The following is a 25,235-nucleotide window of genomic DNA, read 5'->3' as shown; positions in this document are numbered from 1 at the left end:
GACGTAGGCTGACCGTCGTGACCAGTAGCCCTCCCGGTGCCAGCGAGACCGACCTCGGGCGCAAACGCCGTGCCCGCAAGATCGGCCGGGTGCTGGCCGAGACGCACCCCGACGCGCATTGCGAGCTGGACCACTCCAACGCTCTGGAGTTGGCCGTCGCCACGATCCTGTCCGCGCAGTGCACGGACAAGAAAGTCAACGAGGTCACCCCGAAGCTCTTCGCCCGCTATCCCGACGCGGCCGCGTACGCCGGCGCCGACCGGGGCGAGATGGAGGAGCTGATCCGGCCCACCGGCTTCTACCGCAACAAGACCGACTCGCTGCTCAAGCTCGGTCAGGCCCTCCTCGACCGGTACGACGGCAGGGTCCCCGGCCGGCTCGTCGACCTGGTGACGCTCCCCGGCATCGGCCGCAAGACCGCCAACGTGATCCTCGGCAACGCCTTCGACGTCCCGGGCATCACCGTCGACACGCACTTCCAACGGCTGGTCCACCGGTGGGGGCTGACCACCGAGACCGACCCGGTCAAGATCGAGCACGCGATCGGCGCGCTGTACGACAAGCGCGACTGGACCATGCTCTCGCACCGGATCATCTTCCACGGGCGACGGGTCTGCCACGCCCGCAAACCGGCCTGCGGGGCGTGCACGCTCGCCAGGCTCTGCCCCTCGTACGGCACCGGCCCGACCGAGCCGGCAGCCGCCGCCAAGCTGCTCAAGGGCCCTCGGGCACGCGACCTCGCGGTGGCCGCCGGGGTCGACCCGGAGTTGGTGCCCGCGCAGGCGGTCACGGCGGAGGTGCCGTGAACCGCCGCCTCGCCCTCGCCGTCCTGCCACTGCTGCTGGCCGTCACCGCCTGCACCAGCGGCACCGCCGACGACGAGCCGGCCCCCCGTCCGGCCGCCGCCGAGCGGCCATCGCCGTTCCGGGACTGCGCCACGCTGAGCACCGCGCCCACGGCCGCGACCCCTGGCTCCGGCGCGTCGACCTCCGCGACCCCCGGCTCCGGCACGTCAGCGCCCGCCGCCGGTGGGCAGGCACTGCCGGCGCTGACGCTCTCCTGCTTCACCGGCGGTGCCCCCGTCGCGCTGGGGGCGGTGGCCGGACCGGCGGTGATCAACGTGTGGGCGTCGTGGTGCCCGCCGTGCCGCAAGGAGTTGCCGGCGTTCCAACGCCTCAGCGAGCGGGCCGCCGGTCAGCTCCAGGTCGTCGGAATCAACAGCCGGGACAGCCGCAGCGGCGCCCAGTCCATCGGCGAGGACTTCGGCGTCCGGTTCCCGATGCTGGTCGACCAGGGTGAGGCGCTGCAGCGGGAGCTGAGGCGCAACGCCATTCCGCTGACCCTCTTCGTCGCCGCCGACGGTCAGATCCGGCACATCGACGCCACCGGCGCTCTCGACGACGCCACGCTCGCCACGCTGGTCCGCCAGCACCTCAACCTGGCGGTGCCGGCGTGACCCGTCGGCCACCCGAGTGGATCGAACCGTTGCTGACCCGGCTGGGCACCGCCCGCGCCGAGGACTTCACCCGGCTCACCACCCCGGCCGAGGGCGGTCGGGAGAGCGCTGTGCTGGTGCTGCTCGGCGAGCAGCCCGGCGTGGGCCCCGACGTGCTGGTCCTGCAACGCGCCGCCAACCTGCGCAACCACGCCGGTCAGCCGGCCTTCCCCGGCGGTGCGGCCGACCCGGAGGACGCCGACGTCCGTGCCACCGCCCTGCGTGAGGCTAACGAGGAGGTGGGCCTCGACCCGGCCAGCGTGACGGTGCTGGCCGAGCTGCCGAAACTGTGGATCCCGGTCAGCGACTTCGTGGTCACGCCGGTGCTGGCCTGGTGGCACGACCCGCACCCGGTGCACCCACGGGAGCCGGCCGAGGTGGCACACGTCGCCCGGCTGCCGGTGAGCGAGCTGGTCGATCCGGCCAACCGACTGCGGGTCCGCCACCCGAGCGGCTGGATCGGGCCGGCGTTCTCGGCGCGTGGGATGCTCGTCTGGGGCTTCACCGCGGGGGTGCTCGCCACCCTGCTCGAGATGGGCGGCTGGGCGCGTCCGTGGTCGCCGGGCCGGGTGCTGGAACTTCCGCCGAGCGGGGCGACACCGGCCCCGTCCGCCGGCACCGAAGAGGCCGACGAGAACGCCTTGCGCTGACCGCACGGTCACCTTCCGCAAGCGATGGTCATCCGCCGGGCACACTGCCCGTACGCTTGACCCGTGTCCGTCGTGGATCTCGTCCTGCTGCTGCTCATGCTCGTGTTCGCGATCAGCGGATACCGCCAGGGTTTCGTCATCGGCGTCACGTCGTTGTCCGGCTTCTTCCTGGGTCTCCTGCTGGGTCTCCAGCTCGGGCCGCTGTTCGCCAGACAGTTCGTGGACGCCGGCACCCGCGTGCTGATCTCGCTCGTGGCCATCTTCGGGCTGGCGGTGGTCGGGCAGGCGCTCGCCGGTTGGCTCGGCTCGCACCTGCGCAAGACGATCACCAGCGACGTGGGCAAACGGGCCGACGACGTCGGAGGGGCGTTGGTCTCGCTGTTCGCGGTGCTCCTGCTGGCCTGGCTGGTGGCCGTGCCGCTCGGCTCGTCCTCGGTGCCCTGGCTCGCCGCCTCGGTCCGCAACAGCGCGTTGATCACGGTGGTCAACCAGGTCCTACCGGAGCAGGCCCACCGGTTGTCCACGGCGTTGGAGGACACCGTCGACACCGACGGCTTCCCGGACGTCTTCGGCGACCTCGCGCCCACCCGGGCCCGGCAGGTCGACCCGCCGGACCCGGCACTGGCCGGCTCGCAGGTGGTGGTCAGCGGTCAGCAGTCGGTCGTCAAGGTGCTCGGCTCGGCACCCAGTTGTTCACGCCGGATCGAGGGTTCCGGGTTCGTCTACGCGGACGACCGGGTGATGACCAACGCGCACGTCGTGGCCGGCACCCGCTCGGTCGCCGTGGAGCTGGGCGGCGAGCGGTACGACGGCAAGGTGGTCGTCTACGACCCGAACCGTGACCTGGCGGTGCTGCTGGTACCCGGACTGCCCGGACCGTCCCTACGGTTCGCCGCCGGCAACGCGGGCAGCGGCGCCGACGCCATCGTGCTCGGCTTCCCGCTCGACGGCCCGTACAACGCGCAGTCGGCACGGGTCCGGGACGTCGACCGGATCAAGGGCCCGGACATCTACTCCGCCAACGAGGTGACCCGGGAGATCTACACGATCCGGGCGCTGGTCCGCAGCGGCAACTCGGGCGGCCCGCTGCTCTCCGCCAACGGCCTGGTGCTCGGCGTGATCTTCGCGGCGGCGTCGGACGACCCGAACACCGGTTTCGCGGTGACGGCGGCCGAGGCCCGTCCGGTGGCGTTGGCGGGAGCCGAACGCAACCGGCAGGTCGGCACCGGCGAGTGCACCTGAGTCGCCGCGGGTCAGCTCAGGTCTGAGCCGGCAGAGCGCGTCTCCCGGCCGTCGGCAACTTCGCCCGACCCCATCGCAGCCCCCGGTCCAGCACCGCACGAGCCATGATCGCGACGCAGGTGCCGCCGTTGACGAAGGACGCCACCACGTCGCTCGGATGGTGCATCCCCCGGTACATCCGGGTCAGCGCCACGCCCAGCGGCACCATCAGCAGCAGCGTCCACCAGGCGACCTTCGCCCCGGTGCTCCGGGCGCGCAGCGCCATCAGCACGGCGATGCCGACGTAGAGCGCCACCGCCGCCGAGGTGTGCCCGGACGGAAAGCTCGACGTCGGTGGCGAGACGTCCATGTGTTCCACCGCCGGCCGCCGCCGGTCGATCGCGAGAGTGGTCAGCAGGAACACCAGCGCCTGGGCGGTCACCGCCGCGCACAGGAACAGCGGCTCGCGCCAACGCTTCAGCCAGAGCCGCAGCGCCAACGCCACCAGCACGGTCACCACGACGATCATCTGGGTGCTGGCCAGCGTGCTGAACACCAGCGAGACGTTGTTCCAGTCACCGGTGCGGTCGGCGGCCAGTTCCCGGTTCACCGTGTCCTCTGCGGTGAACGGCCAGGTGCGGGCGAACACCCGGGTGACCAGCACCCCGAGCAGCACCATGAGTCCGAGTAGGAGGGACACCGGCAGCAGCACCCGCCGAACGATCTGGAGCACGAGGTCGGACATGGGTGCGCCAGTACCCGGCCGGCCCCGTCGTCAGTCCTCAGGCAGCCCCGGGGTGCCGCTCGACCTCGGGAGCGACGCCGTCGCGAATCGGTTGGACCGGCCGCAGCCCGGTGTGTACCCGCCAACTGGTGAACGCGGCGGTGGTGGCCGCGACCACCGCCACCCCGAGCAGCCATCCACCCACCACGTCGCTGGTGAAGTGCACGCCGAGCGCCACCCTGCTCAGGCCGGTCACCACGGTGAGCAGCACCGCCGCGACCCAGAGCGCCACCCGCGCCGGCCACCGCCGGGCGTACGGAAGGAGCACCAGCAGCAGCACCCCGGCGGCCAGGGTGGCGTTCAGCGCGTGCCCGGAGGGGAACGAGTAACCGGCGGCCCGGGCCACCGGGTCCAGCAGCTCCGGTCGGTCCCGGCCGACCAGCAGCTTGAGTAGCGGACCGAGCAACCCGCCGACGACCATGGTGGTGGCCGCCCAGAGGGCCAGGCGGCGGGCGCCCCGGCGCAGCAACCAGACCACCAGGAGCAGGACGACGGCGCGCAGCGGCATCGGGGCGAACACCTCGGTCCAGACCCGCATCAGCACCACCCACGCGGGATGATCCTGGGCGTAGCCGTGCAGCGCGTCGGTGACCGTCGTGTCCAACCGGTGCAGCGGTGCCCAGGCGTCGAGCACCAGCAGTGTGAGCAGCGCGAACGGCACCAGCACCAGAAACGCCGCCGTCGCGGCGAGCGTGAGCCGTAGCCCCAGCGCGTGGTCCGGGTCGAATCGGCGGTGCCGCCACGACGGCCGGCCGGTGGGGGCGAGCGTGGGCGGCCGGTGCGTCCTCATGACCTTGTTCTACCCGACCAGACGGCCGGTCAGGCCTACCGGTTGGCTGCGATCAACGGGTCCGCTGGCGGAGCCGGCGAACCACCAGCGCCGCCCCGGCGACCAGCGCGACCAGGAGCACGACGGTGGTCGCCAGTTGCTCCGGCGCGGGGGTGTCCGCACCGCCCGCCGCCCGAGCCGTCCACCGGCTCTGCTGACCGGACGCGGCGAGACCCAGGGGATCGCTACCGGCACCGGACACCGGACCGTCGTCGACCGAGCCGGGCGCCGGACCGAAGCCGGTCACGCCCGGCGACGTCTGATCGTCGAGCGGGTTGACGGTCACCGGCGGCACCTGGGCGGTCAACGCGGCCACCGGGTCGACCACCCCGTACCCGAAGCGGTCGTCCCGCCCGGTCGGGCCGAGGTCCCGGGCGGTGGCCAACAACCGGTTGACCACCTCACCCGCCGGCATCTGCGGATAACGGGACCGGACCAGCGCGGCGGTGGCGGCCACCAGCGGCGCGGCGAAGCTGGTGCCCTGCACCCGCCAGTACCCGCTGGGCGGCTTGGCGCCGACCAGCCCGCTGGCGGGGGCGGTGAGCACCGTCGCCCGGCCGGTGATCGACCCGGACCACAGGTTGTCGCTGCTGCGTTCGAGACCGGCCACCGCGATCACACCCGGCTCCCGAGCCGGATACCAGACCTTGGTGCTGGTGGAGGTGGCCAGGTTGCCGGTGCAGGCAACCACGACCACGTCCCGGACGAACGCGTAGTCCAGGGCGGCGGCCAGGGCCGGGCTGTCGCCGCTGCCACCCAGCGACAAGTTGATCACGCGGGCGCCGTTGTCGACCGCCCAGCGCACGCCCTGGGCGACGATCAGCGCGTCGTCGTAACGGTTCTCCTCGTCCAGCACCCGGACCGGCAGGATCCGGGCGTCCGGTGCCAGGCCGACCACGCCCCGCTTGTCGTCACTGCGCCCGGCGATCAGGCCGGCGACAGTGGTGCCGTGGCCCACCGGGTCCGGGCCCGGAGCGCCGCCGGCGCCGACCAGGTCCTTGCCGGGGAGCACCTGACCGACCAGGTCGGGATGCGTGCCGTCCACTCCGGAGTCGACCACCGCCACGGTCACGCCCCGCCCGGTCGAGCTGCGCCACGCCGTTTCGGCCTGCAACTCGTCGAGCTGCCACTGCTCATCGCGGACCTGGTCGGTGCGGGCGACGGCGTCACCGGGGGCGAACGCCATCGGCGCGCCGGCGAGCTGTCCACCGTTCGTGGGCGCGGCGACCGGCACGGCCGCCGCGGTGGGTGCCACGACGGCGAGCGCCGCGGCGACGCCGAGCAGCACTCGGCCGGTCGTTCGTCGGGCCGCTGACGGACCGCTGTGCCGCACCCCAGTCACATCCCCAGCCATTCATCCCGACGGAACCATGACGATCGGAGATTACCGGTTTCCCCACCCGTCACGGGAAGAACCGGCGAGTCAGCTCATTGCGGCGGCAGATGCGCCAGCTGAACGAGACGTACGCCCTCCCGTCGGGTGACCAGTCGGCCACGCCCCGGCGGCAGTGGTCCGGGCCGGACCGGCCCGACGAGCGCGCCCTCCTCGGGGCTGCCCGCCATCACCAGGCCGGCGGTGGACAGCTCCCGCAGACGCTGCACGATCGGCTCGTACTGGGCGCGGCCCGCCCCACCGGAACGGCGGACCAGCACCAGGTGCAGTCCGATATCCCGGGCGTGCGGCAGGTGCTCCTCCAGCGCCCGCAACGGGTTCGCCGGCCCCGCCGCCACCAGGTCGTAGTCGTCCACCAGCACGAACAGCTCCGGCCCGGACCACCAGGACCGGTCCCGCAGCTGCTGCGGGGTGACCTCCGGCCCCGGTGCCCGCCGCTCCAGGTAACCGGCGGCCGACTCGATCAGGTCGGCGGTGTGCGCGGCGGCGGTGCCGTACCCGATCAGATGTGGTGTCTCAATCGCGCCGAGCAGGCTGCGCCGATAGTCGACGAGGATCACCCGGGCCTGCTCGGGAGTGAACCGGGTGATGATCGACGTGGCCAGCGCGCGCAGGAACGACGACTTGCCGCACTCCGAGTCCCCGAAGACCACGAAGTGCGGCTCGGCGGCGAAGTCGAGCAGCACCGGGCGCAGGTCCGCCTCCGCGATCCCGACCGGCAGCCGCAGCCCGGTCGTCGAGGTGAGGTCCAGATCGGCGTACGGCAGCGCCGGCGGGAGCAGCCGCACCCGGGGCGCCACGGGACCCGCCCACCCCTCGGCGGCCCGCTTGACCAGATCGGCGGTGTCGCCACCGGCGGTACCGAGCTGAGGCAGTGCGGTGAGGAAGTGCAGGCCCTCCGCGGTCACCCCTCGGCCGGGGCGCTCCGGCACGTTCGCGGCGGCACGCCGGGCCACCAGCGAGTCGGCCGGGTCGCCCAGGCGCAGCTCCAGTCGGGAGCCGAACAGGTCCCGGATCGCCGGGCGGAAGTCCAGCCAGCGCAGCGCGGTGGCGACCACGTGCAGTCCGTACGACAGGCCCCGGGTGGCCAGGTCGGTGACGAGTGGCTCCAGGTCGTCGTACTCGCCGCGGATGGTGCTCCACCCGTCGATCACCAGGAACACGTCACCGTACGGGTCGACGCCCGGCTGGCCGGCCGTCCCCGCCGCCGCTCGCCGCTGCCGGTACGCGGCCATCGACTCCACGCCCAACTCCGCGAAGCGGCGTTCCCGATCGACCAGCAGGGTGGTCATCTCGCCGACGGTGCGTCGTACCGCGGTCGGGTCGGCGCGGCCGGTCACACCGCCCACGTGCGGGAGGTCGCGCAGTGCGGCCAGCCCGCCGCCACCGAAGTCGAGGCAGTAGACCTGCACCTCGGCCGGCGTGTGGGTGAGCGTCAGCGCGCAGATCAGCGTGCGCAGGGCGGTGGACTTGCCGCTCTGCGGCGCACCGACCACCGCGACGTGCCCGGCGGCGCCGTCCAGTGCCAGCCAGAGCAGGTCCCGGCGCTGTTCCAAGGGTTTGTCCACGATCGCCATCGGCACGCCGAGTGCGCCGTGCAGCTCCGGGTTGCCGACGGTGAGCCCGCGCTTCGGGTGCACCTCGACCGGGCCGAGCACCTCGTCCAGGGCCGGCGGCTGACCGAGCGGTGCGAGCCACACCTGGTGCGCCGGGGGGCCCTGCCCGACGAGCCGGTCCACCAGCAGGTCGAGCAGCGTGCTGCCCCCCTCCTCCTCCGTCACGACCGGTACGACCGGGGACGCCGGCTCGGCCACCGGTACGACGTGGGTGGTGAAGGTGAGCAGCCGGGCACCCCCCTCGGCGGCGGCGACGCCCGGTGCGGTCCGTCGGCGGACGGCACCGGACACGTACGCGGCCTTGAAGCGGGCCAGCGGGTCGGTGCCGGCGCGCAGGTAGCCGTGGCCCGGCGAGCGGGGCAGCTCGTGGGCGTCCGCGACGCCGAGCACCGTGCGGGACTCCAGCGCCGAGAAGGTGCGCAACCCGATCCGGTACGAGAGGTGGGTGTCCAACCCACGGAGCCGGCCTTCCTCCAACCGTTGGCTGGCGAGCAGCAGGTGCACGCCGAGCGACCGGCCCAGTCGGCCGATCTGCACGAACAGGTCGATGAAGTCGGGCTTGGCGGAGAGCAGTTCGGAGAACTCGTCGCAGATCAGCAGCAGTGACGGCAGCGGTGCGAGCGGGCTGCCGGCCGCCCGGGCCCGCTCGTAGTCGCGCACGCTGGCGAAGTTGCCGGCGCGCCGCAGCAACTCCTGACGGCGGACCAGCTCCCCGTTGATCGCGTCCACCATGCGGTCGACGAGTGGCAACGCGTCGGCCAGGTTGGTGATCACGGCCGCGGTGTGCGGCAGCCGGTCGAACGAGGCGAAGGTGGCCCCACCCTTGAAGTCGACCAGCACGAAGTTGAGCTGCTCGGAGCTGTGCGTGGCGGCGAGCCCCAGCACCAGCGTGCGGAGCAGCTCGGACTTGCCGGACCCGGTCGCCCCGATGAGCAGGCCGTGCGGGCCCATGCCGTCCTGGGCGGACTCCTTGAGGTCCAGCTCGATGGCGCCGCCGTCGGCGCCCACCCCGATCGGCACCCGCAACCGGTCTCGTGCCGAACGCGGCAACCAGCCCTGTTCCGCTGTGAAGCTCTCCGGGTCGCCGAGACCGAGCAGCTCGGGCAGACCCAGGTCGGCCTGGAACGGGGCGTCCGGCCCACGGGCCGTGCCGGCGAGGCGCAGCGGCGCCAACCGTCGGGCGACCGCCTCGGCGTCGGCCAGGTCCAACTGGTCGGCGGTGCCCACCTCGGCGTGCCCGTCGGACGACCACGAGTGCAGCCGTCGGCCGTGCAACTCCAACAGCAGCGCGTACCGGTCCAGCAGTCGGGGCGGCGGAGTGTCCAGGTCCAGCACGGTGACCGCGTCGATGCCGCCGTCGCCGGTCAGCTCACTGGCCCCGGTCAGGTCGCCGCCGTCGAGGACCACCACCACGTGCGGGCCGTCGGTGGCCGGGCCGGCCGGACTGAACCGGGACCGGGTGGCCAGCACGTCGGCCAGCAGCGACTCCAGTTCGGCGGCGGAGCTGGTGACCAGCCGTACCGGGCCGAGCGCGTCGGTGCGGGTGGGGTGGTGGGCGTGCGGGAGCCACTTCACCCACTCCCAGCAGGCACGGCGTTCCGGCCCGGCGCAGACCGCGACGAGCAGTTCGTCGGGGGCGTGGAAGACCGCCAGTTGGGTCAGAACGGCCCGGACCAGCGCCTGCGCCGCCGGGTCCGCGCTGGGGGGCGCGCCGGTGGTCGGGGTGGTCGCCGGGGTGCGGCCGGCGGGTCGCACGTGCACCCGGGCGAAGCTGCGCAGCGACAGCGCCACCGGCAGGTCCGGCACCACTGAGTACGCGTCCAGGAAGCGGCGCAGCGCGCCGGCGGTCATCGGCTCAAGCTCCTCCAACGGTCGGGTGACCGGTGGGACGAGTGGCGTGGCGAGGGTCTGCGGCCCGACGGCGACGCGTACCACGGCGAAATCCCGGTCGGCGGGACGCCGCTCCCAGACCCGGTGGCTGTCCACCGTCGACCAGAGCCGACCCGGATCCGGGTGCCGGTAGTAGAGCCCGGCCCGTTGTTGGCCGGCGGTCCGCCGGACCCGCCGCCGCAGCGTGGCCAGGTGGCGCAGGTACTCCCTGCGAGCGGCCATCATCTCGGACTTCTTCGGGGTGCCGGAGGCGCTGCCCCAGGACGTCACCAGCATCGCCAACGAGGAGAGCCCGAACATCCCGCCCACCACGTACGAGTAGGCGCCGCCACCGCGGCCGAACATCATCGCCATCGCCACCGTGCCGCCGAGCATGGGCAGCACCATGAGCATCTGCTGCCACCGTCCACCGGTCACCACGGGGATCTCCGGCGGCGCCTCCACCGACACCTCACCGGCGGGAATCTCCGGCGCTGGTCGGCGTGGTGGGCGCTTGATGACGACGGTGGACACTCGGCCTCCTGACAGCGCTGGGTAACCCGAGCCTGGCTCATGGTAGGTAAAGTCCTGTCGTCCGCGCAGCCTCCGATCCCACTCGATATGGAGATCAGTCGATGACTACCGGGCTGGCACGCGTCACCATCAGCGCGCCGCAACGACGGGTGGACGTCGCCCTGCCGGAGCAGGTGCCGCTGGCCGAGCTGCTGCCCGACGTGCTCCGACACGCCGGTGTCGGGCTGGCCGACGACGGCGAGCAGCACGGCGGTTGGGTGCTCCGCCGCACCGACGGGGCGCTGCTGGTGACGGCACAGGCGTTGTTGCCGCAGGGGGTCCGCGACGGTGAGGTGCTGCACCTCGTGCCGGCCCGCGCCCACTGGCCCGAGTTGGAGTACGACGACGTCATCGAGGCGATCGCCGAGGGTGCCCGTCGCCGGGGTGGCGCCTGGTCGCCCACCGCCACCCGGGCGGCCGGTCTGGCCGGTGCCGCCGTACCGCTCGCTGTCGGACTGCTCGCGCTGCTCGCCGGTGGACCGACCCACCGGGCCGGTTGGCTGGCGGCCGGCGCGGTGGCGCTGGTGCTCACCGTCGCCGCCACGGTGGCCTCCCGGGCCAACGGCGACGGCGCCGCCGGGGCGACGCTCGGCGGCTACGCGCTGCCCTACGCGTTCACGGCCGGAGCCCTGGCGATCGGCTCCGGCGACCCGGTCGGACCGTTCGGGCCGGCCCGCTGGGTGGGCGCTCCGGAACTGCTGGCCGGCTCGGTCGCGCTGCTGCTGGTGGCGCTGATCGGTTTCCTCGGGGTGGCCAGCCGACTGCGGGTCTTCGTGGCCGGTGTCACTGTCGGGCTGATCGGTGCGGGGGCCGCGCTCGGTGCGCTGGTGATGACCACGGCCGGTACGGCGGCGGTGCTGCTCAGCGCACTGGTCTTCGCCGTCGGCGTGATCCCGCTGCTGGCCATCCGGCTGGGCAAGTTGCCGCTGCCGCCGATCACCCTGCCGGCTTCGACGCCCGCGCCGGAGCCGGAGCGGGCCCGGGACCTGCCGGACCGGGGCCGGGTGCACGCCGCGGTGATCCGCACCGAGGAGATGCTCACCGGGATGCTGATCGGCCACGCCCTGCTGGCGGCGGCCACAGCGGTCGTACTCGTGGTTTCCGGTGGCACCGCCGGTCGGGTGCTGGTGGCGGTCACGTCGGCCGTGCTGTTGCTGCGGTCGCGGCTGTTCGTGGCGCTGCGGCAGCGGGTGCCGACGGTGCTCGCCGGGCTGGCCGGCTACGCGGTGCTGGGCGCGGCGCTGGTCGGTCGGGCCGACGAGACCGGGCGGTTGGTGCTGGTCCTCGGCGGGGCGGCACTGGCCGTGGTGGCGGTCGCCAGCGGCACCGGGTACGCCCGCCGGCCGGTCTCGCCGTACGTCGGGAGGGTCGCGGACCTCACCGACACGGCACTGGTGGTGGCAGTGGTGCCGATCGCCTGCGCGGTGCTCGACCTGTACGACCGGGCCAGAGGGCTGCTCGGTTGAGCGACCCTCGGGCCCGGTGCGTCAGGGTGTGTCAGTGGATGGTCTCGCCGCGCGCCTCGGCGTCCCTGGCCCGCTGGTAGGAGGCCACGATCTCGGCCTCGGCCTCGGTGCGGCCGACCCAGGTCGCGCCCTCCACCGACTTGCCGGGCTCCAGGTCCTTGTACACCTCGAAGAAGTGCTGGATCTCCAGGCGGTCGAACTCGCCCAGGTGGTGGATGTCGCGCAGGTGCTCCTGGCGCGGGTCCTCGTAGGGCACGCAGAGGACCTTGTCGTCCCCGCCCTTCTCGTCGGTCATCCGGAACATGCCGATGGTGCGGCAGCGGATCAGACAACCCGGGAAGGTCGGTTCGGGGACCAGCACGAGGGCGTCCAGCGGGTCGCCGTCCTCGCCCAGCGTGCCCTCGATGAACCCGTAGTCGGCCGGGTACTGGGTGGAGGTGAAGAGCGTGCGGTCCAACCGGATCCGGCCGGTCTTGTGGTCCACCTCGTACTTGTTCCGGTGACCTTTGGGGATCTCAACCGTCACGTCGAAATCCATCTGCACGCTCCCTCGTCTGCCCACGCTGGCTAACGGAACCACTGGCTGCCCTCCGGACAGGTGAATGCCCACCCGCCGACTCCGGCCGCCGCATAGTCTTCGGACCGAAGTAGTGTCACCCAAGCCGATTTTCGCTGGGGGAGGAGGGGGTCGTGGGGAGGGAAGATTCACACTACCGCCCGGACGGGGGCTCCGCGCACGGTACCGGACGATCCGGCTCGGGCAGTGCCAAGGGACGGGTCCCGGTGCCGGAGGCACACCTCCCACGGGCTCCCGAGGCACCGAACACGGCACCGGAGACGGTGCCCGAACGGCCCCCGCCGCTGCCCTGGCGTCCGCCGGCCGGTCCGGCGTCACCGACCCCGAACACCGGTCACTTCCCGGTAGTCGCCGGCGAGCGGCCGGTGAGCGGCCCGCCGCGCGGCAGTGCCACGGTCCCGGTCAGCCCGGCGCCGGTCAGCCCCTCGGTCGGTGCCGGCCCCGGTGGGGTCCCCCCGGTGGGCCCGCCGATCTCCGCGTTGCCGGCACCGGCCGGCGCCACGCCCACCCCGCAGCCCTCGCCCGCGTCGCGCCGCCGGCGGTTGCCGCTGGTGCTGGCCGCCGTGCTCGTGCTGGTGCTCGCCAGCGTCGCAGTGGTGATCACCCGTCCCGGCCCGGTCGCCGGGTGGCTGGGCGACGACGCCGCGGCCGGGCCGAACGCGGGCGGCGTGCCCCCGGACCCCGCCCCGTCGGAGGTGCTGGCCGGCCCCGATTCGAACGCCCCGGTGCCCACCCCCGAGGGGGTCAGTGCCGTGCTCGATCCCCTGGTCGGCGTCGCCGCCCTGGGTGACCGGGTGAACGTGTCGGTCGCCGACGTGATCACCGGTCAGACGCTGTTCGCCAAGGGGGCGGACGACGGCACCGTCCCCGCCTCGGTGACCAAGCTGGTGACCGCGGTGACGGTGCTGGCAGCCCGGGGGCCCGGCTACCGGATCCCCACTCGTGCGGTGGCCGGCGCGAAGGCTGGCGAGGTGGTGATCGTCGGTGGCGGTGACCCGACCCTGGCGATCGACAAGAAGGGCTACTACCCGGGCGCGGCACGGCTCGACGATCTGGCCGCCCAGGTGCGTTCCGCGCTCGGCGGGACACCGCCGACGAGCGTCACCGTCGACGGCTCGGTCTACTCCGGGCCGGTCTACGGCCCGGGCTGGGACGACGACATCCCCACCGGTGGGTCGGGCGGCGCGGTGACCGCGTTGATGACCGACGGCGCGCGTACGGACCCGAGCGTCGAACACGGGTCCGCCCAGCGCTTCGCCGAGCCGGACCTGGCCGCCGGCAAGGCGTTCGCCCGGTTGCTCGGAGTGCCGACCGACGCCGTGAAGCGTGGCTCGGCCCCGGCCCAGGCCGCGGCGGGCCCCAGCCCGGCGCCGGGAACCGAGTTGGGCGTGGTGCAGTCTCCGCCGCTGATCCGGCTCGTGGACGTGATGATCAGCGAGAGCGACAACCTGGTCGCCGAGGCGCTCGCCCGTCAGGTCGCGTTGGCCCGCAACCAGCCGGCCTCGTTCGACGGGGGTGCCGCAGCCATGGACGCCGAGGTGGCGGAGTTGGGCCTGCCCGCCGACGAGATCAGCGTCTCCGACGGCAGTGGCCTGTCCCGTCGTAACCGGATCAGCCCGTCGCTGCTGACCGATCTGATCCGGTTGGCCGCCAGCCCGGACCACCCGGAGTTGGCAGGTGTCTTCGGTGGTCTGCCGGTGGGCGGTTGGTCCGGGACGCTGAACGAGCGCTACCGCAACACCGCTGGCACCGCCGCCGGCGCGGGTAGCGTCCGGGCCAAGACCGGCACGCTGACCCAGGTGCACTCCATCGCGGGCCTGGTCACCACCGCCGACGGTCGGTTGTTGACCTTCGCGGTGCTCACCGACAAGGTGCCGGGGGGCAGGGAGACCGCCCAGCCGGCGCTGGACCGGATCACCGCCGCGCTGGCCGGTTGCGGCTGCGGCTGACCTGCGCCGCTGCGGCGGGACGCGGTCGCCATCGGTGTCGATCGAGGGCGCGAGCCCGGGCCGGGGTGTCGCGGCGCGGGTACGGTGGGTCCATGGCGCAGTTCGTGGACTGGGATCTGGCCGCCGCCACGGCGGGGGCGTTGAGCAAGTCTGGCCCCCGCGTGTCGTATGCCGAAGCCACCGACGTGGTCGGCGACCTGCGCCGGCTGACCGACGAGGCGGCCGGGCACGTGGCCGACTACACGGGGCTGCGGGCGCAGGTGTCGCATCCGCCGGTCCGGGTGGTCGATCGCCGCGACTGGGCGGCGACCAACATCGCCGGGCTCCGCGAGGTGATCACCCCGCTGGTGAGTCGGCTCTCCGGCGACAAGCAACCGGGAGCGTTGACCGAGGCGATCGGGTCCCGGCTGACCGGGGTGCAGGCCGGCACGGTGCTGGCCTACCTCTCCGGCCGGGTGCTCGGCCAGTACGAGGTCTTCTCGGCCGAGCCGGGCCAGCTGCTGCTCGTCGCACCGAACATCGTCGAGGTGGAACGCAAGCTCGGCGCCGATCCTCGGGACTTCCGTCTCTGGGTGTGTCTGCACGAGGTCACCCACCGCACCCAGTTCACGGCCGTGCCGTGGATGCGGGCCTACTTCCTCAGCGAGGTGCAGGCGTTCGTGGACGCCTCGTCCAGCGGGAGCGAGCACCTGGTCGAGCGGTTGCGGCGCGGGGTGGCCACGTTGTCCGAGGCGGTCCGTGACCCGGAGAGCCGCACCAGCGTGCTGGACATCGTGCAGACCCCGGCGCAGCGGGCGGTCCTGGACCGGCTCACCGCGTTGATGACCCTGCTGGAAGGGCACGCCGAGTTCGTGATGGACGGCGTCGGTCCGCAGGTGATCCCGAGCGTCGAGCGGATCCGGGCGTCGTTCAACCGTCGCCGGGAGGCGGGCAACCCGCTGGAGAAGGCGATTCGCCGGCTGCTCGGGGTGGACGTCAAGATGCGCCAGTACGCCGAGGGGCGCAAGTTCGTGCACGGCGTGGTGGAGCGGGTCGGCATGGACGGCTTCAATTCGATCTTCAACTCGCCGCTGACCCTGCCCCGACTGTCGGAGTTGGGCGACCCGGACGCCTGGGTCGCGCGGGTGCACGGCCCGGCCGGCACCGTCCCGGCCGCCGGCTGATCACCCGCCGGTGGCCGCGCTCGCCCCGCCGGTGGCCGCGATCCGGGTGGCGGTACGCCGCGCCCTGACCGATCTGCCGTCCGGCGGTGTGCTGGTCGCCTGCTCCGGTGGGGCTGACTCGTTGGCGCTTGCTGCGGCCACCGTGTTCGTGGCACCTCGGCTGGGCCGTACCGCGACGCTCGTCACCGTCGACCACGGCTTGCAGGACGGCTCCGCGGCCCGCGCGGAGGCGGTGGCCGCCTGGGGTCGGGAGGTTGGATTCGCGTCGGCGACCGTGGTCCGGGTGCAGGTGGCCGGGCGCCCCGGCGGGCCGGAGGCGGCTGCCCGTGAGGCCCGCTACCAGGCGCTGACCGAGGTGGCCCGGCAGCAGAACGCGGTAGCGGTGCTCACCGGGCACACCCGCGACGACCAGGCGGAGACGGTGCTGCTCGCGCTCGCCCGGGGCGCCGGCCCGCGCGGGCTGGCCGGGATGCCCGCCCGGCGGGATCTGGGCGGGGTGCCGCTGCTGCGCCCGCTGCTGGAGGTCGGTCGGGAGCAGACGCGGGCCGCCTGCGCCGTGCTCGGGCTGAGTCCGTGGCAGGACCCGCACAACACCGACCCGTCGTACGCCCGGTCGAGGGTGCGGGCCGACCTGCTGCCGGCGCTGGTGCGGGCGCTCGGTCCCGGCGTGGTGGACAACCTCGCGCGTACCGCCCGGCTGGTGGCCGCCGACAACGCCGCGCTCGACGAGTTGGCGGGGGCGGCGCTGGCGGCGGCCCGGCGTCCCGACGGAGGGCTGTCCGTTGCGGCGCTGCTGGGCCTGGTGCCCGCCGTACGCGGTCGGGTGCTGCACGTCTGGGCCCGTGAGTTGGGCGCGCTGCCGGGCGCGCTGTCGCACCGGCACGTCGCCGCACTGGACGCCCTGGTCACCGATTGGCACGGTCAGGGCCCGGCCGACCTGCCCGGGGGTGTCCGGGTGCTGCGCCGCGACGGCCGGCTGACCCCGGGCTGAGCTGTCCGGTCAGCCGCTGTGTGCCCGGTCCCGGAAGGTGGTCCGGTAGCTGTGCGGGGTGGCGCCGACCCGGCGGCTGAAGTGGTGCCGGAGCGCGGCGGCGTCGCCGAAGCCGGACTGGTCGGCGACCGCCTCCACGCTCAACGGGGTCTCCTCCAGCAGCCGGCGGGCGAGCAGCACCCGCTGGTTGGTGAGCCAGTCGTGCGGGGTGGTGCCGGTTTCGGCGCGGAACCGGCGGGCGAACGTGCGGGGTGCCATGCCGGCGCGGGCGGCCAGCTCCTCCACGGTGATCGTCCGGTCCAGGTGGCCCATCATCCACTCCAGCACCGGTTCGAGGGTGGGTGCCTCGGGCGCCTTCGGGATGGGCGCCTCGACGTACTGGGACTGGCCGCCGTCGCGGTGCGGCGGGACCACCATCCGCCGGGCCAGCCGGGTCGCGGTGGCCGAGCCGTGTTCCTGGCGGATCAGGTGCAGGCACGCGTCGATGCCGGCCGCGGTGCCGGCGCTGGTGAGGAGCCGGCCGTCCTGGACGTAGAGCGAGTTGCAGCGCACCCGGGCGCGGGGGTGGCGGCGTTGCAGCTCGTCCACGTACCGCCAGTGGGTCGTGCACTCGCGGTCGTCGAGCAGGCCGGCCTCGCCGAGCAGGAAGGCTCCGGAGCAGACGCTGAACAGGTGCGCTCCGCGGGCGTCGGCACGGCGTAGCGCGTCGAGCACCGGGCCGGGGACGGTGGTGCCCTGGCTGTGCGCGGGGATGGCCACCAGGTCGGCCTCGTCGACCGGGCCGAGGTCCGCGTGTGGGGTCAGGTGGAAGCCGGACGAGGTCCGCACGGGATCGCCGTCGGGGCTGCACACCTGGAAGCGGTAGGCGGGGAAACCGTCGGCCGTCCGGTCGGTGCCGAACACCTCGGCGAGTACGCCGAGCTCGAAGGGAGCGACCTGGTCGAGGGCGAGGACGGCAACTGACCGCAGCATGTGACGAGGGTAACCCGACAGGTGGCAGTAAATCGATGACCAATGGCATTCCTGCCACTGTCCGGTTGCTCCGGCAGGTCGCAGACTGGTCTCAGTCCGGTGCGCACCGGCGGCGAAACCGACAGCAACCATGCGAAAGCGAGCGCCGCCATGGAGTTCCTGTTCTTCCTCCTGTTCCTCGTCCTGCTCGTCGCCGCCTCGGCGGCCGGCCTCACCGTCGACAGCCACGACTCGGCCGACTGGAAGCCCAGCGACGACGGCCGCCGCTGGCAGTCACGTACCAACTGATGTGATTGGCGTTGTTTGCCCAGAAAATCCTCGGCGGGACCGCGCCAAAAGGTGCGGCCCCGCCGACGGAGGCCAGCAGACGTACGGCAGGCTAGGAGTCATGGCTGACGGCTCCTGGTACGACGCCGACATCGACCACGTGATCATCTCTGAGGCGCAGATCCGCGAGAAGACGGCGGAGCTGGCCAAGCAGGTCTCCGCCGACTACGCCCACGTGGGCGACGGGCTGCTGCTGGTGTGCGTCCTCAAGGGTGCGGTGATGTTCATGGCGGACTTCGCCCGGGCGCTGGGCCGCAACGGCCCGCCGGCGGAGCTCGACTTCATGGCCATCTCGTCCTACGGCCAGGGCACCACCTCCTCCGGGGTCGTCCGCATCCTCAAGGACCTGGACCGCGACATCGCGGGTCGGCACGTGGTCGTCGTCGAGGACATCGTCGACTCCGGCCTGACGCTCTCCTGGCTGCTGCGCTACCTCGAGTCCCGGTCGGCGGCGAGCGTCGAGGTGGTCGCTCTCTTCCGCAAGCCGGACGCGGTGAAGGTGCCGGTCCCGGTGAAGTACGTCGGCTTCGACATCCCCACCGAGTTCGTGGTCGGGTACGGCCTCGACTTCGGTGAGCGCTACCGGGAGTTGCCCTACGTCGGGGTGCTCAAGCCCGAGGTCTACGCCCGCTCCTGACCACGGGTCCCACCCCGTCGGGGTGGCCCCTCGGGCGTAATGAGCCCAACTCGCATCGGCATCCATCAAGCCGACGTTCAGCGCGCTCTCAGCTGATGCGGTTACCGTGTAGCACGGTGGCCCGGAGGTTACTCCGCGCTCGACCCCCTCGATCGCGTGACCGGGCGTTCGGGTGGCCGAGCCGGACTCCTCGCCACGCCGGCTCCACCCGGACTCGCCGTACGTTGGCTGCGGGGCTGGTGGGCCTGCCCACGGTGCGTGTCGTCGATGTCGAAGGCGCGCCGAGTGCGGAGGCTCGCAGGCTCGCTGTCGGCGTCCTCGGTCTTTTGATGGTGCACGACTGCGGGGCTCGCAAGCTCACTCCTCGCGCACACCGCTGTGATTGTGTACGACTGCGGGGCTCGCAAGCTCACTCCTCGCGTACACGGTGTACCGTCGAATGACCGCGGCGCGGCAGTTTTCGCGTCTCGGGGTCGAGCCGGCCCGCACGGCGGCTCCGGCCGCCGCTCAGCGCGGCGACACCATCAGACGGTCAGGACGTCGATCAGGAGGATGCGGGCGCTCCGGCGCTCGACAACAGTATGGAACGTACGCGTTTCTTCCGCCGACCGGTGGTCTGGATCATCCTGGTCATCCTCGGCGCCGTTGTGCTCAGTCAGCTGTTCACCGCTGGTCCCAGCTACCACCGCGTGGACACTTCCGTTGCGCTCGATCAACTGCACACCGCCAAGATCAATAAGGTTGTCTTCCAGGACAAGGAGCAGACGCTCCAGCTGGATCTGGCCCAGAAGACGAAGTTCGGCAAGACCGAGACCGACCGGATCGAGGCCCAGTTCCCGTACCAGGCTGGCGACCAGATCTGGAACGAGGTGCTGGACGCCAAGGCGGCCAACCGGGTCACCGGCCCCGCCGACGCCAAGGTCTCCTCGGACAGCATCTGGGTGAGCCTGCTGGTCAATCTGCTGCCGATCGCGCTGCTCGTCCTCCTGCTGCTGTTCTTCATGTCGCAGATGCAGGGCGGCGGCTCCCGGGTGCTCAACTTCGGGAAGTCCAAGGCCAAGATGATCACCAAGGACACTCCGAAGACGACCTTCGCGGACGTCGCGGGTGCCGAGGAGGCCGTCGAGGAGCTGCACGAGATCAAGGACTTCCTGCAGAACCCGGCGAAGTACCAGGCCCTGGGCGCCAAGATCCCGAAGGGCGTGCTGCTGTTCGGCCCGCCCGGCACCGGCAAGACGCTGCTGGCCCGCGCGGTCGCCGGCGAGGCCGGGGTGCCCTTCTACTCGATCTCCGGCTCCGACTTCGTCGAGATGTTCGTCGGTGTCGGCGCGAGCCGGGTCCGTGACCTGTTCGAGCAGGCCAAGACGAACGCCCCGGCGATCGTCTTCGTCGACGAGATCGACGCCGTCGGCCGGCACCGCGGCGCCGGCATGGGCGGCGGCCACGACGAGCGGGAGCAGACGCTCAACCAGCTGCTCGTCGAGATGGACGGCTTCGACACCAAGGGCGGGGTCATCCTGATCGCCGCCACCAACCGGCCGGACATCCTCGACCCTGCGCTGCTGCGTCCGGGCCGGTTCGACCGGCAGATCCCGGTCGACGCCCCCGACATGGAGGGCCGCAAGGCCATCCTGCGGGTGCACGCCAAGGGCAAGCCGTTCACCCCCGACGTCGACCTCGACTCGGTGGCCCGGCGCACCCCTGGCTTCAGCGGCGCCGACCTGGCCAACGTGATCAACGAGTCGGCCCTGCTCACCGCCCGTAAGGACCAGCGCGCGATCACCAACGACTCGCTCGAAGAGTCGATCGACCGGGTGATCGCCGGTCCGCAGCGACGGACCCGCGTGATGAGCGACCAGGAAAAGAAGATCACCGCTTACCACGAGGGTGGCCACGCGCTGGTCGCCTGGGCGCTGCCGCACGCCGCGCCGGTGCACAAGGTGACGATCCTGTCCCGTGGCCGCTCGCTGGGCCACACCCTGGTGCTCCCGACCGAAGACAAGTACACCCAGACCCGCGCCGAAATGATCGACACCCTGGCGTACGCGCTGGGCGGCCGGGCCGCTGAGGAGCTGGTCTTCCACGAGCCCACCACCGGTGCCGGCAACGACATCGAGAAGGCCACCCAACTGGCCCGCGCGATGATCACCCAGTACGGCATGAGCTCCAAGCTCGGGGCCATCAAGTACGGCACCAGCGGGGACGAGCCGTTCCTCGGCCGCAACATGGGCCACGAGCGGGACTACTCGGACTCGGTGGCCGCCGAGATCGACGGTGAGATGCGGGCACTTGTCGAGCTGGCGCACGACGAGGCCTGGGAGATCCTGGTGGAATACCGGGACGTCCTGGACAACATCGTGCTCGAGCTGATGGAGAAGGAAACCCTCTCCACCGCCGACATGGCGCGCATCTGCTCCCGGGTGGTCAAGCGCCCGCCGCTGGCACCGTACAACGGCTTCGGCAAGCGTCAACCCTCCACCGAGCCGCCCGTGCTCACCCCTGCGGAGAAGGACAAGCTCAAGGCGCAGGCCCAGGCCGACGGCGCGCAGGCGTCGGTCGGCGGCGTGGCGCCGTCCAACAACTCGGACGGCACGCACTGAGCAACGACCCGACGGCCAGCTCCCCACACCGGGAGCTGGCCGTCTCCGCGACCGAACCCGACGGCGACGACGAACTGGACTACGTGGCCGCGCGGCTGATCAGCGGCAAGCTGACCGGCCGCCCCGTCGAGGACGCTGTCGACCTCGGCCGGATCGAGAAGGCCGTCCGCGAGATCCTGATCGCGGTCGGCGAGGACCCGGACCGCGACGGACTCCAACAGACCCCGGCCCGGGTCGCCCGCGCGTACGCCGAACTCTTCGCCGGCCTGCGGGTCGACCCGGCCCAGGTGCTCAGCACCACCTTCGAGGCCAACCACGAAGAGCTGGTCATCGTCCGGGACATCGACGTGATGAGCCTCTGCGAACACCACCTGTTGCCCTTCCGGGGCAGCGCGCACATCGGCTACATCCCCGGCCCCGACGGGCGGATCACCGGCCTGTCCAAGCTGGCCCGGCTCGTCGAGGTCTTCGCCCGCCGCCCGCAGGTGCAGGAGCGGCTCACCTCGCAGGTCGCCGACCTGCTGATGAGCAAACTCGCACCCCGCGGCGTCGTCGTCGTGCTCGAATGCGAGCACATGTGCATGGCGATGCGGGGCATCCAGAAATCTGGTGCCAAGACCATCACGTCGGCCGTACGCGGCATCCTGCAGACGGACTCCAAGTCGCGGGCCGAGGCGATGGCGCTGATCATCCCCCGCTGACAACCCGACGCACCACGGCCGGCCGACACCCCCTGGCGGGGACGGCCGGCCGTTGCGTCCCTGGTGCCCGTCAGCCGGCGAGCAGGGCCAGCAGCAGCCCGGCCGTGGCCAGCACCGCCGGCACCAGGCACACCAACGCGCCGAAACGCGCCGTACGTTCCAACCGCTCGGTGGGACTGACCCGGAACAACCGTCCGATGCCGATCCAACCCGCGACGAACGCCACCGCCGGCATCGGCAGCCCACAGATCAGCGCCGCCACGGTCGCCGGTCCCACCCCCGTGGCCGCCAGCACCACGACCTGGATCAACGGCACCAGCAGCGCAAACGGCCCGTACACCAGGAGGTTGCGCGCTCGCGCGGGCCAGGACCCCGGCCGGATCCGGCGGCGTGCGGCCAACGCCGCGTCGGCCGCCTCGGCCCACCCCCGCGCGGACCGCAACGCCGCCAGCACGGCCGCCGGACCACCCGCCATCGACCGGGCCGCCTCCGACACCTCCGGCGGCGACGGCACCAGAGAGATCGCCGGTACGCCCAACTCACGCAGCCGTTCCTGCTGGCTCGCCAGCCCGGTACGGAGCACCGTCAACTCCTCCCGCGCGGCCTCCGCCGACCGGGCCTGCTCACCGGCGGCCGCAGCAGCGCTACGGCGTACCCCGTCCAACTGACGGGCGGCCGCAAGATACCCCGCCCAGGCCGTGCTGGGCTCGACAGCCGGCAGCGTGGCGTCCCCGGTCGCCGCAGCGGCCCGCTGTCGCCCCGGCCCGGTCACCGTCGCGTTCGAATTCACCTCGGCACCCCCCACCCGCGCCACCCGATCAGCCGGCCCCGTCGGCGAACGGCACCAGGACGGTGCCCCGCTCGTCCGGGCCGTCCCAGAGCACCGCCCGGTCGGGGCGCGCGTGCCACTCGACCGGCCGGCCGAAGACCGCGGTGAGCTGCGCGACCGGCACGTCCAGCACGGCCACCGCAGCCAGCTTGTCGACCTCGCCCGCCGGCTCGAACAACGCCGCGAACGGCGGCACCGCACGCCACCAGCCCAGCAGATGCCTGCCCGCCGGAGGCCCGTCCCGCAGCAGCGACCGCAGCCGGTCCACCGGCAACTCCCGAGGACCCGGCCGGTCCAGCCCGAACACCACAAGGTACGTCGGCAGGTCGTCGGCGGTGTCCGCGAGCAGCGTCGGCAGATCCACCAACTCGGCCGAATGCCGGGCCGCCAACTCGGCCGTCAACGCCTGCGCCAACGCCCGGGAGCCCGGGTCCGGTGCCGCCACCAGGAAACGGGCGCCACCCGGTGCGTGGTGAGCCGCTGTGCTCCGCGCCGCCGTCGCCAACAGCCCGCCCGCCGCGGTGCCCGAGCCCAGCACCGCGAGGTTGCGCCCGGCCGCCGGCCCCAACGGCACCGCAACCGTCGAACGGGCCACGTCCACCGCCCGGCCCAACAGGGCGGCCGGCCCGTGCGCCTGCCCCGCCAGGGCCGCCCGATGGCGCGGATCGTTGCCGAGCAGAGGCCGGGCGTAACCAGCGAAGACCACCGGCGGCACCGACCCGGTCGGACGCGCCGCCCACAATTCGTGCCGCAACGCCTCCACGACCTCCGGATGATCCTGCGGATCCGGGTGACGGATCAACCGCTCGTGACCCCGGATCGCCCCCCGCGGACCGCCGAGCCCACCGGCCGTGTTCACCACCGCACTGCCCACCGGCAGACCGGCGGCCGAATCGTTCGTCGGCTCCAGCACCGGACTGCCACCCGGCAGCGCCACCCGAACCGGAAACTGCCCGAGCACCGAATCCCGATGACCGGCGTCGGCGCGCGCACTCAACCCCAACTCACCCGCACCGGCCAACACCAGGTGCACGCCGTACGCCCGGCCGGCCCGGGCCAGCGCGTCCAGCTGGGCGGCCACCTCGGCGGCCAGCCGATCCCGCCCGGCGAACAGCAGCGGCGCATTGTCCACCACACAGACGATCCGCGGCAGCGGCTGATGCTGACGCAACTCCGCGAAGCGTTGCCCCCCGGCCCGCGCACCCGCCTCCGTGCGGCGCTGGACCTCGGCCGTCAACTCCTCAAGCAGATCCCTGACGTACTCCCGGTCGGCAGCCATTGCCGCCGCCCGCACCTGCGGAACCCACGACCGGTCCCGCTCGGTCTGCAAAAACTCCACGAAGGACTCGCCGTCGCCGAGATCCGCCAGGTAGAACGCCAGGTCATCCGGGCCGTACCGGGCGGCCAGGCCGAGCAGCGCGGTGGTCAGGAACGCCGCACGGGCCGCTGCGGACCGACCGCTCACCAGCCAGTGCGGGGTCAACTCGGTGAAACCCAGCGACACCGACCGGCCTCCGGCATCGCCGACCGTCGTGGTCAACCCGTCGGCCGAGTCCGACTCCCACAGCCGCTCACCCGTCGGCGGCAGCAGGGTCCCCAACGCCAACCGGGAACCCGCCTCCACCTGCTCGGCGAGCCGCCGACAGACCGCGTCGACCAACTCGGCCGGCGGGTCCGACTCCACGAAGACCGGAGAGTTCAAACCACCCGGCGGATCCGCGCCCGGCCCGGCGAACGACGCCCCCGGCGGGTCACCGAGCAGCGCGTACGCATTACGCAACGCCAGCGCGGTGCTGAGCGGCAACGGCGCCCGGGCCGAGTACGGGCCGGCGGGAGGCCAACCCGCCACCACCAGGTGCAGCCCCGCGGCCGGCCCCTGCTCGGCCAACGTCTCGATGCGCGCCAGATCGGTCGGACCGGTCGACTCCGGCAACGCGGCCACCACCAGCAACAGCGTCCGGTCGTGACGACGACGCCCACTCGCCCCCGGCGTGACCCACTGCTCGGCCTCGGTCAGCACCGCACGCAGACCCGCCACATCCACCGCCGGCGGCGGCAGCAGACCGGCATCCGCGAGCGCCCCGAACGGCGTCAACACCGCCCCGGTGGCATCCACCGCGCGAATCAACAGGGCACCCGCCGGTGCCGCACCCAACAACCGCAGGAGTACGGCCCGGAGCAACCCCGCCACTCGCGCCTCGCGCGCGTCAACGTCCACGCTGAGATGACCGGTGCCGACAAGTGGCACCAACGCGGGGAAACGAGCGTCGTCCAACGGCGCCGCAGTGCCGACCCGAACGAACGGCGGCGGACCATCACCAGCCGGAGAGTCCACGGAAAGTGAATCCAGCGCCGCGCCCGCCCAACCCGGAGCCACCAACGCCGCAGCCGACCGTAGCCGGTCAGCCACCTCGTACTGACGGCGCTGATCCGCCGGAGCCGGCCGCGTCTCGTCCAGGATTCCGGCAGCCGCGGTCGCGACAGCCGTCGCCCGACGGTGCAGGGCTGCGGCGCGGTTCGTGCGAGCCTTCGGACCGGCCACCGCGTCCACCCCCTCTACCCGAGGTTGGCAACCCCTCCCAAGCAGAGACGG

20 protein-coding genes are annotated in these 25,235 nt (G+C 72.8%); 12 read left to right on the top strand and 8 right to left on the bottom strand.

Translation table 11 applies throughout. The features are described from left to right. Positions 1-17: 17 nt before the first annotated feature. From nth to IF22_RS0102765, 4 genes are all read left to right on the top strand, one after another. Positions 18-806 carry an endonuclease III gene (gene nth, locus IF22_RS0102780; protein WP_030328031.1) on the top strand — a complete coding sequence of 263 codons (789 nt, stop codon included), beginning with the start codon at positions 18-20 and terminating at the stop codon, positions 804-806. Then, positions 803-1,456 (top strand): TlpA family protein disulfide reductase, encoded by a 654-nt coding sequence (locus tag IF22_RS0102775; RefSeq protein WP_030328030.1) that lies wholly within the window; start codon positions 803-805, stop codon positions 1,454-1,456. The genes nth and IF22_RS0102775 overlap by 4 nt, the downstream gene beginning before the upstream one ends. After that, positions 1,453-2,145: an NUDIX hydrolase gene (locus tag IF22_RS0102770; RefSeq protein ID WP_030328028.1), complete on the top strand. Its 693-nt coding sequence runs from the start codon at positions 1,453-1,455 to the stop codon at positions 2,143-2,145. The genes IF22_RS0102775 and IF22_RS0102770 overlap by 4 nt, the downstream gene beginning before the upstream one ends. A gap of 63 nt (positions 2,146-2,208) precedes the next feature. Next, complete coding sequence (locus IF22_RS0102765) at positions 2,209-3,387, top strand: MarP family serine protease (protein WP_030328027.1); 1,179 nt, start codon at positions 2,209-2,211, stop codon at positions 3,385-3,387. A 16-nt stretch (positions 3,388-3,403) separates the two neighbouring features. On the opposite strand, the gene IF22_RS0102760 is transcribed toward IF22_RS0102765, so the two are convergent. The 4 genes from IF22_RS0102760 to IF22_RS0102745 all read right to left on the bottom strand — a co-directional run bounded on the left by IF22_RS0102760 (position 3,404) and on the right by IF22_RS0102745 (position 10,391). Beyond that, complete coding sequence (locus tag IF22_RS0102760; RefSeq protein ID WP_030328024.1) at positions 3,404-4,111, bottom strand: phosphatase PAP2 family protein; 708 nt, start codon at positions 4,109-4,111, stop codon at positions 3,404-3,406. Between the two features lie 37 nt (positions 4,112-4,148). Further along, positions 4,149-4,940, bottom strand: coding sequence for a phosphatase PAP2 family protein (locus IF22_RS0102755; RefSeq protein WP_030328022.1), 792 nt, complete (start codon positions 4,938-4,940; stop codon positions 4,149-4,151). 52 nt (positions 4,941-4,992) lie between these two features. Continuing rightward, a complete protein-coding gene (gene mycP / locus IF22_RS0102750; RefSeq protein WP_030328020.1) occupies positions 4,993-6,333 on the bottom strand; it encodes a type VII secretion-associated serine protease mycosin in 1,341 nt (446 codons plus the stop codon). A gap of 74 nt (positions 6,334-6,407) precedes the next feature. Beyond that, entirely contained in the window at positions 6,408-10,391 is a 3,984-nt protein-coding gene (locus IF22_RS0102745; RefSeq protein WP_030328018.1) for a type VII secretion protein EccC, read from the bottom strand. 101 nt (positions 10,392-10,492) lie between these two features. Between IF22_RS0102745 and eccD the strand changes: the two genes are divergently transcribed. After that, positions 10,493-11,896 (top strand): type VII secretion integral membrane protein EccD, encoded by a 1,404-nt coding sequence (eccD, locus tag IF22_RS0102740; RefSeq protein ID WP_030328017.1) that lies wholly within the window; start codon positions 10,493-10,495, stop codon positions 11,894-11,896. 31 nt (positions 11,897-11,927) lie between these two features. Here the strand turns inward: eccD and IF22_RS0102735 are convergent, their stop codons facing one another. Then, complete coding sequence (locus IF22_RS0102735) at positions 11,928-12,434, bottom strand: inorganic diphosphatase (protein WP_030328015.1); 507 nt, start codon at positions 12,432-12,434, stop codon at positions 11,928-11,930. A 497-nt stretch (positions 12,435-12,931) separates the two neighbouring features. Between IF22_RS0102735 and dacB the strand changes: the two genes are divergently transcribed. The 3 genes from dacB to tilS all read left to right on the top strand — a co-directional run bounded on the left by dacB (position 12,932) and on the right by tilS (position 16,576). Continuing rightward, positions 12,932-14,422, top strand: a complete 1,491-nt coding sequence (gene dacB, locus IF22_RS32795) for a D-alanyl-D-alanine carboxypeptidase/D-alanyl-D-alanine endopeptidase (RefSeq protein WP_342446897.1) — start codon at positions 12,932-12,934, stop codon at positions 14,420-14,422. 92 nt (positions 14,423-14,514) lie between these two features. Beyond that, positions 14,515-15,585, top strand: coding sequence for a zinc-dependent metalloprotease (locus IF22_RS0102725; protein WP_030328010.1), 1,071 nt, complete (start codon positions 14,515-14,517; stop codon positions 15,583-15,585). 10 nt (positions 15,586-15,595) lie between these two features. Further along, positions 15,596-16,576 carry a tRNA lysidine(34) synthetase TilS gene (gene tilS / locus IF22_RS0102720; RefSeq protein WP_030328008.1) on the top strand — a complete coding sequence of 327 codons (981 nt, stop codon included), beginning with the start codon at positions 15,596-15,598 and terminating at the stop codon, positions 16,574-16,576. Between the two features lie 9 nt (positions 16,577-16,585). On the opposite strand, the gene IF22_RS0102715 is transcribed toward tilS, so the two are convergent. Continuing rightward, positions 16,586-17,548: a GlxA family transcriptional regulator gene (locus IF22_RS0102715; RefSeq protein ID WP_030328007.1), complete on the bottom strand. Its 963-nt coding sequence runs from the start codon at positions 17,546-17,548 to the stop codon at positions 16,586-16,588. A 150-nt stretch (positions 17,549-17,698) separates the two neighbouring features. Between IF22_RS0102715 and IF22_RS35290 the strand changes: the two genes are divergently transcribed. The 4 genes from IF22_RS35290 (at position 17,699) to folE (ending at position 21,813) form a co-directional block, all read left to right on the top strand. Next, the gene (locus tag IF22_RS35290) at positions 17,699-17,836 is read left to right on the top strand and encodes a hypothetical protein (RefSeq protein ID WP_167337263.1); all 138 of its coding nucleotides are present in this window, start codon (positions 17,699-17,701) and stop codon (positions 17,834-17,836) included. A 100-nt stretch (positions 17,837-17,936) separates the two neighbouring features. After that, positions 17,937-18,512 (top strand): hypoxanthine phosphoribosyltransferase, encoded by a 576-nt coding sequence (gene hpt / locus IF22_RS0102705; RefSeq protein ID WP_030328005.1) that lies wholly within the window; start codon positions 17,937-17,939, stop codon positions 18,510-18,512. Positions 18,513-19,093: 581 nt separating this feature from the next. After that, positions 19,094-21,112 carry an ATP-dependent zinc metalloprotease FtsH gene (gene ftsH, locus IF22_RS0102700; protein ID WP_030328003.1) on the top strand — a complete coding sequence of 673 codons (2,019 nt, stop codon included), beginning with the start codon at positions 19,094-19,096 and terminating at the stop codon, positions 21,110-21,112. Positions 21,113-21,147: 35 nt separating this feature from the next. Continuing rightward, the gene (gene folE, locus IF22_RS0102695) at positions 21,148-21,813 is read left to right on the top strand and encodes a GTP cyclohydrolase I FolE (RefSeq protein ID WP_030328001.1); all 666 of its coding nucleotides are present in this window, start codon (positions 21,148-21,150) and stop codon (positions 21,811-21,813) included. Positions 21,814-21,883: 70 nt separating this feature from the next. Here the strand turns inward: folE and IF22_RS0102690 are convergent, their stop codons facing one another. Further along, on the bottom strand, positions 21,884-22,603 hold the full coding sequence (locus IF22_RS0102690; protein ID WP_030327999.1) for a hypothetical protein: 720 nt from the start codon (positions 22,601-22,603) through the stop codon (positions 21,884-21,886). A 28-nt stretch (positions 22,604-22,631) separates the two neighbouring features. Continuing rightward, positions 22,632-25,193 carry an FtsK/SpoIIIE domain-containing protein gene (locus IF22_RS0102685; protein WP_030327997.1) on the bottom strand — a complete coding sequence of 854 codons (2,562 nt, stop codon included), beginning with the start codon at positions 25,191-25,193 and terminating at the stop codon, positions 22,632-22,634. Between the last annotated feature and the right edge of the window lie 42 nt (positions 25,194-25,235).

It is taken from the genome of Micromonospora parva, assembly GCF_000718515.1.
Taxonomy (GTDB): Bacteria; Actinomycetota; Actinomycetes; order Mycobacteriales; family Micromonosporaceae; genus Micromonospora; species Micromonospora parva.
The sequence above is the reverse complement of the archived record's forward strand: the minus strand, read 5'-3'. Positions and strand labels throughout refer to the sequence as shown.